The organism is Catenibacterium sp. UBA627, from assembly GCF_002299355.1.
GTDB classification, from domain to species: domain Bacteria; phylum Bacillota_I; class Bacilli_A; order Erysipelotrichales; family Coprobacillaceae; genus Catenibacterium; species Catenibacterium mitsuoka.
This window is the reverse complement of the sequence record NZ_DBPF01000121.1, coordinates 3,139-11,139: the sequence shown is the minus strand read 5'-3', so window position 1 is coordinate 11,139 and position 8,001 is coordinate 3,139. Positions and strand designations below refer to the sequence as shown.

General features: G+C 35.7%; 7 protein-coding genes. 6 read left to right on the top strand and 1 reads right to left on the bottom strand.

What is annotated here, in order from left to right; all coding sequences use genetic code 11:
- Positions 1-181 precede the first annotated feature (181 nt).
- The gene (locus B2S90_RS07930) at positions 182-1,873 is read right to left on the bottom strand and encodes an ammonium transporter (protein WP_286696845.1); all 1,692 of its coding nucleotides are present in this window, start codon (positions 1,871-1,873) and stop codon (positions 182-184) included.
- A 431-nt stretch (positions 1,874-2,304) separates the two neighbouring features.
- On the opposite strand from B2S90_RS07930, the gene B2S90_RS07925 reads away from it, so the two are divergent.
- From B2S90_RS07925 to B2S90_RS07900, 6 genes are all read left to right on the top strand, one after another.
- Positions 2,305-2,706 carry an SIS domain-containing protein gene (locus tag B2S90_RS07925; RefSeq protein WP_286696844.1) on the top strand — a complete coding sequence of 134 codons (402 nt, stop codon included), beginning with the start codon at positions 2,305-2,307 and terminating at the stop codon, positions 2,704-2,706.
- A gap of 83 nt (positions 2,707-2,789) precedes the next feature.
- The gene (locus tag B2S90_RS07920; protein WP_279147916.1) at positions 2,790-3,977 is read left to right on the top strand and encodes a M20 metallopeptidase family protein; all 1,188 of its coding nucleotides are present in this window, start codon (positions 2,790-2,792) and stop codon (positions 3,975-3,977) included.
- Between the two features lie 69 nt (positions 3,978-4,046).
- Positions 4,047-6,020, top strand: coding sequence for a transketolase (gene tkt / locus B2S90_RS07915; RefSeq protein WP_286696843.1), 1,974 nt, complete (start codon positions 4,047-4,049; stop codon positions 6,018-6,020).
- A 48-nt stretch (positions 6,021-6,068) separates the two neighbouring features.
- A complete protein-coding gene (locus B2S90_RS07910; RefSeq protein ID WP_286696842.1) occupies positions 6,069-6,923 on the top strand; it encodes an EamA family transporter in 855 nt (284 codons plus the stop codon).
- A 92-nt stretch (positions 6,924-7,015) separates the two neighbouring features.
- A complete protein-coding gene (locus B2S90_RS07905; RefSeq protein WP_279079509.1) occupies positions 7,016-7,243 on the top strand; it encodes a DUF6110 family protein in 228 nt (75 codons plus the stop codon).
- 553 nt (positions 7,244-7,796) lie between these two features.
- A partial coding sequence (locus B2S90_RS07900) for a hypothetical protein (RefSeq protein WP_286696841.1) occupies positions 7,797-8,001 on the top strand: 205 nt, incomplete at its 3' end.

Below are 8,001 nucleotides of genomic sequence, written 5' to 3'. Positions count from 1 at the left end.
GCAATGATCATCTCTTTATCAAGACAGGGCGTGATATTCTTTGTTGTAATGATTGTCCTTACGGCATTATTAGGCTATATGGGCATTCTTCTTGCACAATGTATCAGTGATATCATTACACTTATTATAGGTTTATTACTCGTCAAAAAAATGAGGCTCGAATAATCGAGTCTCATTTTTATTAGTCTTCATAGCTTAAGGCTTCAGGACCTTGTTCACCAGAAGAGATTCTTACGACATTCTCTACATTATAGATAAAGATCTTACCATCACCCATATGACCAGTGTATAGAACACTTCTTGCTGCATCTACAACTGTCTGTACAGGAATACTAGATACAACAATCTCAGCCTTTACCTTAGGCAATAACTGGATATCAACCTTAGCGCCTCTATAATAAGCAGTCTGTCCTTTTTGAACACCACAGCCTGATACTCTTGTCACTGTCATACCAGCAACGCCAATATCATTCATAGCAACTTTTAAAGCATCCATCTTTTCTGCTTTCGCAATAATAACAATCTTACTGATCTTACCTTCCCCATTGACTGCAACAGTAGGAACAGCTTCTGCAACACTTAATTCAGGAGCTGAAACAGTTGCAGCAGTAGCACCAGTATAAGTTTCTGTTTCTAATGCGAAACCTGCATAAGCACTCTCTAAACCATGTTCAAGCTTATCAAGACCAGTAATTTCTTCTTCTTCAGTAACTCTAAGACCAACAGTATGCTTAATAACTACGAATGTAATAGTCATTAATACAGCAGTCCAAACACCAATACATAATAAGCCAAGTAATTGAGTACCTAATAACTTAAAGCCTCCTCCGTAGAATAGACCTTGAGCCTTAGGCATTGTATCAGTACCGCAGGCAAATAATCCAACACAGATAGTACCAAGTAAACCATTACCAAAATGAACAGCGACAGCACCAACTGGATCATCGATATGTAATTTATAATCTAATAACCAAGTAAAGAAACAAACAGTAAATCCAGATAAAATACCAATAATACAAGCACCCATTACATTGACTGCATCACATCCAGCAGTAATTGCAACTAAACCTGCAAGAGAACCGTTTAAGCTCATAGCTACATCAGGCTTACCATACTTTAACCAAGTAAAGATCATAACAGTACATGTTGCAAGAGCTGGTGCAACAGTAGTAGTTGCGAAGATAGTTGCTAACTGAGTACCATTCTTTGCAGCAGCACCGTTGAATCCATACCAGCCAAACCAAAGAATGAATACACCTAAAGCACCAATAGTTAAACTATGACCAGGAATACCATTTGGGCTTCCATCTTTATTAAACTTACCAATACGAGGACCAAGAAGTTTAGCCCCAATTAAAGCAGTTAAACCACCAACGAAGTGAATAACTGCACTACCAGCGAAATCATGGAATCCCATTGCTGCTAACCAGCCATCAGGTCCCCAAACCCAATGAGCTTCAATAGGATAAACAACTAAAGAAATAACGAATGAATAAATACAATAACTTAAGAACTTAGTTCTTTCTGCCATAGCTCCAGATACGATAGTTGCTGCAGTTGCACAGAATACTAAGTTGAATACGAAGCTAGACCAATCAGTTGATGCAAAGTTAGTTAATGGACCATTTCCAAAACCAACCCAGCCAATAAATCCGTTAGCTACATCGCTCCCACATAAGAAGCTATAACCTACAATAAGAAAAGCAACAGTTCCTAAACAGAAATCCATCAAGTTCTTCATGATGATATTTCCAGCGTTCTTAGCACGGGTGAACCCTGCCTCAACCATTGCGAAGCCTGCCTGCATAAAGAATACAAACGCGGCACCAATTAAATACCATATACCAAAAACTTCAGTTAAAACCTTTGCCATAAGCACTCCCCCTTTATCATGTTTATGTTTTCTTTTTACCTTTCTGGTATGACTGCATTATACGAATAGAAAATAGTCGTGTCAATAATAAATTATCACCATAACGTTAAATTATCATATACATTTATCGGAATAAGCGAAAAAAAGCACCTCATATTCATGATAAAATGAATTATTGATAGATAATAAAAAATATTATAAAGTGATAAAAAATTATTAAAACATGTATAATTTTTATATTATGGCATAAAAAATGCGATAAAAAAGAAAATCATGGTATACTTTTTTTGAGGGTAATTATAAAAAGGGGAAAGTTTTTTAGTACATCCAGAAGAAGATATGACAACACTTATGAATAAAGTACATCATTCTCAGATTGTGACTATTGATTAAACATATCATCTTCTTGTGCTTCTACATTAGAAGATGTTGTGAAAGCTTTAGAACAAGCGAAACATGTTTACTTATTTGGTGTAGGTGGTTCAGCTATTGTCTGTGATGATTTTATACATAAGCTTATGAGGATAGGGAAGCCTTCTAATTATTGTCCTGATATTCATTTACAGAAGACTTTTATACCTGCTATGACACAGGAAGATTTAGCTATCTTTGTTTCATATTGTGGAAAAACAAAAGGTATAGTCACTGCGGCTAAATGGGCAAAGGAAATGAACATCCCATCTGTCGCAATTACACAATCTGCTTATAATAAGCTTGGTAAGTTAGTAGATCATGTATTAACTGTTCCTTCACAGGATCAGGCATTACGTATTGGCGCAATGAGTTCTCGTTATTCTTCACTTATGTTGTTGATCTTCTTTACTATGGATTAGTGAAACGTAATAAAGAAGAATATGCACAAAAGATTATTAATACAAGACGTATTATTCAAGAAATGGAAAAGTAGGTGTAAGTTATGGAAAAGATAGAAAAATGGATATCAAACAACAAGGATATTGAACAGGAATTAATACGATTGAGAAGACATTTTCATGAACATCCAGAAGTCGGTCATCCTCTTCCTCAGACACAGGAATATATAGTGAAACTGCTTGAAATGTATGGCTATGAGAATATTATTGTGAATCCCGGAGGAAGTATTGAAGTACTTGTAGGACCTCATGATAAGAAGATTCTTTTACTTAGAAGTGATATGGATGCATTACCACTTGTGGAACATACAAATCTTCCTTTTAAGTCTATTAATGGATCTATGCATGCATGTGGACATGATATGCATGCTTCTATGATGTTGATGTGTGCCAAGCTTTTGAAACAGAATGAAAAGAAACTCAAAGGACAGATCAAGATTGTCTTCCAGCCCCATGAAGAAGGACTAGTTGGCTGTAAGATGATGATAGAAGATGGGGTATTAAAGTATCCTCGTGTTGATGCGGCAGTAGGCTTACATGTCATGCCGGCGACAGAAGATAAGACAGGTACAATTCGTACGATTCGTAAAGCAATGACAACAGCGTCTACAATCTTTGAAATCAATATTACAGGTAAGAGTTCACATGGTTCTATGCCAGAAAAAGGTATTGATGCACTGCGTGTGGCTGTTCATATCTATCAGCAATTACAGGAAATCATTCCTAAAGAAATCAGCATGAGTCATGATGATGTACTTACAATTGGTATTATGAATGCAGGTAAAGCACATAATATTATTCCAGAAAAAGCCTATATGAAATGTTCACTAAGATGTTATCGTCCAGATGATCAGGAATATATTATGGTAAGAGTGAATGAATTAGTACAAAGTATTGCTTCTATGTATCATGCCCAGGCAGGTATTACAATCTTACAGCAGGCACCAAGTGTCTATAATGATCCTGCATTACTTAAATCTATTATGGATGTAGAAAAAGATGTATTTGGTGGTTATATTAAGAAGTTAGAACTACCTCTTACAATCTCAGAAGACTTTGGCCATATTACTGCCAATGTACCTTCACTCTTTGTGACTCTGGCGGCAGGATGTAAACAGGATGGTTATATTTATGGTCTTCATAACAAAGCCACTGTTTTTGATGAAGGCTGCTTAATGTATGGCCTGTATTTCTTATATAATGCTGCAATGAATTGGAATGTGAAGTACTAAATATCTTGCATTCACAAAAAGAGAACAGGTATAATATTTACCAATGATGAATGGGAGAAAACAGAAAAAATGAACAAGATTGATCAAAAAACAGTATATACAATTAAAGCACTTTGTGCAGATATGATTCAGAAAGCAAATTCAGGACATCCAGGACTTCCTTTAGGGGCTGCTGGATTCACTCATGTATTATGGTCACAGGTATTAAACCATAGTGCAAAGCATCCTGAATGGGTTAACAGAGATCGTTTTATTTTATCGGCAGGACATGGTTCAAGCATGCTTTATAGTTTATTACATCTATATGGTTATGGCTTAACTATGGATGATTTAAAGCAGTTTAGACAGTTAGGTTCACTTACACCAGGACATCCAGAATATGGACATACAGTAGGTGTAGATGCCACTACAGGTCCTTTAGGACAGGGCTTAGGCATGGCTGTTGGTATGGCAATGGGTCAGGCTCATTTAGCCACTGTATTTAATAAACCAGGTTATGATCTATTTGATCATTATGTTTATGCATTAGCTGGTGATGGATGTATGATGGAAGGAATCTCTTCAGAAGCATTATCACTTGCTGGTACACTTAAGTTAGAAAAGCTCATCATCTTATATGATTCAAACAACATTTCTATCGAAGGTAACACAAACATCACATTTACAGAAAATGTATCAGACAGAGTAAAGGCATTTGGTTTTGAAACATTAACTGTAGAAGATGGAGATAACTTAGATGAAGTACTTGCTGCATTAGAAAAAGCAAAGACTATTAAAGGTAAACCTAAGTTCATTGAAATCAAGACAACTATCGGTAAAGATAGTCCAAACGAAGGTTCAGAAAGCACTCATGGTGCACCACTAGGCGTGAATAACGTCAAGGCATTAAAAGAAAAACTTGGTCTTCCACAGGAAGAATTCTATGTACCAGAAGAAGTATATGATTATCTAGCTTCTACACAAAAACGTGTAGATGATTTATATGATGCTTGGACTTCTATGCAGGATAAATATTTTGAAGAATATCCAGAAATGAAGATTGTATGGGAACAGTATTTTAACCCTGACTTTGCAAGAATTTTCAAGGATAATCCATTATTCTGGGCAAATAAACATCACAATATTGCAACTCGTGCTGCAAGTGGTGAAACAATGAACCTTATTAAGGATTTTGCCCCTAACTTCATTGGTGGTTCAGCCGACTTAGGACCTTCTAATAAGACAGTCTTAAAGGGTGAAGGTGAATTCAGTGCAGACAACTATGGTGGACGTAATATCCACTTTGGTGTAAGAGAACAGGCTATGGCTGCAGTAGGTAATGGTTTAATGTTATATGGTGGATTAAAGGCATATGTGGCTACATTCTTTGTATTTAGTGACTATGTAAAACCTATGGCTCGTTTGTCTTCATTAATGAAGCTTCCACTTACTTATGTATTTACTCATGATAGTATTGGTGTAGGGGAAGATGGACCAACACATGAACCAGTAGAACAGTTGACTATGCTTCGTGCAATGCCTAACATGTATGTATTTAGACCATGTGATGAATTTGAAACAAAAGCCGGCTGGTATGTCGCAATGAGTTCAAAAGAAACACCTACATCTCTCATCCTTTCTAGACAGGACTTACCTAAGATGGTAGGCAGTAACAGAGGTGCCTTAAGAGGTGGTTATATCATTGATGACTGCATGAGTAAGCCAGATATCATCATTATTGCATCAGGTTCAGAAGTAGACTTAGCAGTCAAAGCTAAAGAACAATTAAAAGACCCTAACTTAAATATCAGAATCGTTTCTATGCCTTGTCAGGAATTATTCAGAGAACAGTCTGAAGAATACAAAGAATCTATTTTACCATCATGTGTAGAAAATAGAATTATTGTAGAAGCAGGAAGCCGTTTATCTTGGGGTGAATTCGCAGGATTCAAAGGCAAATATGTCACTATGGATACATTTGGTGCTTCAGGTAAGTCAGCAGACTTATTCAAGGAATTCCATTTAACTGTAGAAGATGTAATCAAAGCCATCAAAGAATTCTAAACAAATTCATTTTAGCCTCTTATAATAGTATTATAAGGAGGCTTTTTTATGTGGATACTTTATGCACTTGGTTCTGCCTTTTTTGCAGGACTTACAGCAGTTCTCGCAAAATGTGGTATTGAACATACAAACTCTCACTTAGCGACTGCATTACGTACTATTGTTGTACTCATCTTTTCATGGATCATGGTAGGAATAGTTGGCTCATTTGATACAATCCATACAATCACCCATAAGACATTTCTATTCTTAATTCTTTCTGGAATATCTACTGGAGCAAGCTGGTTATGTTACTTTAAGGCATTACAATTAGGTAATATCAATAAAGTCACAGCTGTAGATAAGACAAGTGTTGTATTGACGATTATTCTTTCTCTTATATTTTTCAAAGAAAGTGTCACAGTCTATAAGATCTTAGGTATGATCATTCTTACAGCAGGTACATATTTAATGGTAGAAAAGAAGGAAGATAATAAACAGACAAGTAATGCCTGGTTACTTTATGTTGTTCTTTCTGTTGTCTTTGCAAGTTTGACGACAATACTTGGTAAGATTGGTATTAAAAATATTGAAAGTAATCTAGGTACAGCCATTCGTACAAGTATTGTACTTGTTATGAGCTGGATTGTGGTTTTTGTAACGCATAGTGAAATGAATATGAAGAGTATACCAAAGAAAGAATATCTCTTTATTGTGTTATCAGGCTTAGCCACAGGAGGTTCCTGGTTATGCTTCTACCATGCCCTGCAAAATGGACCAGCAAGTTTAGTCACTCCTATAGATAAGTTGAGTATTCTATTTACTGTATTATTCTCTTATCTTATTTTTCATGAGAAACTCTCTAAGAAATCATTGCTTGGATTAATGCTAATAGTATCTGGTACCTTGGTTATGCTTCTCTAACAACAGTTATACTCCTCTCACTTTTTTAACAAACCTTCTCTATAGTGTTATTATGATTTTGTTAGTTAGGACTAACAGAGGAGAAAAAGAATATGAAAGACTTATTCAAAAACCAATTATTATGGTCATTTGTAGGTGGTGTAGCCGCTACAGTTGCAGGTAGTAAGTTCGTAAAGAGCGATTGCGCAAGAAATGCAGCTGTAAAATCAGTCGCTACTGGCATGCAAATCAAAGATGAAGCTCTTGCTACTTATGATACAATTGTAGAAGACGCAAAAGATATCTATGCTGAAGCGAAAAGCAAGAAAGAAGCAAAATAGGAAATAGTCATTTCCTATTTTTTAGGTGATAAGAGAATGTTAGAGTATCGTATAGTACATGACATACCAGGACGTATGAGAATACGTTATGGACGTTATCGCTTTTCTAGAAATAAGGCACTAGCCTTACATTTCGCATTATGTAAATGGGATATGGTTGAATCAGCCGATGTCAATGAAAGAACAGGTTCTATTTTGTTCACTTATAGTGTTGATCAAAGAGATGCTTTGATTGACAAAATCAACTCTCTAGATATACCTCACTTTGATGATGCACCCTATGAAAAGATCATTAAAGAAAACAAGTATCTTATAGATCACCGTGATATCAACGATCAATACATTGGAAAATTCACTGGTATTATCGCAAGAAGATATGCCTCTAAATGGTTTCTACCATTACCAATAAGAAACGTATTAACCATTTATCATACTATTCAATATGTGAAAGAAGCACTGGACTCTCTTGTACATAAACGTATTGATGCACCAGTACTTGATGCCACNNTCTGTTTCTTTATTATCAGGACAATGGGGTACAGCACGTAATATCATGTTCTTATTGAATATCTCTTCATTACTTGAATACTATACAAAGAAAACTACATCATTGCAGCTCAAAGAAACATTGTCTGTGAATATTGATAAAGTATGGGTATTAGAAGAAGGAAAAGAAAAACAGATTCCTACAACTCATTTACAGAAAGAAGATATTGTCGTTGTACAGACAGGTTCTATGGTTCCAGTAGATGGTGAAG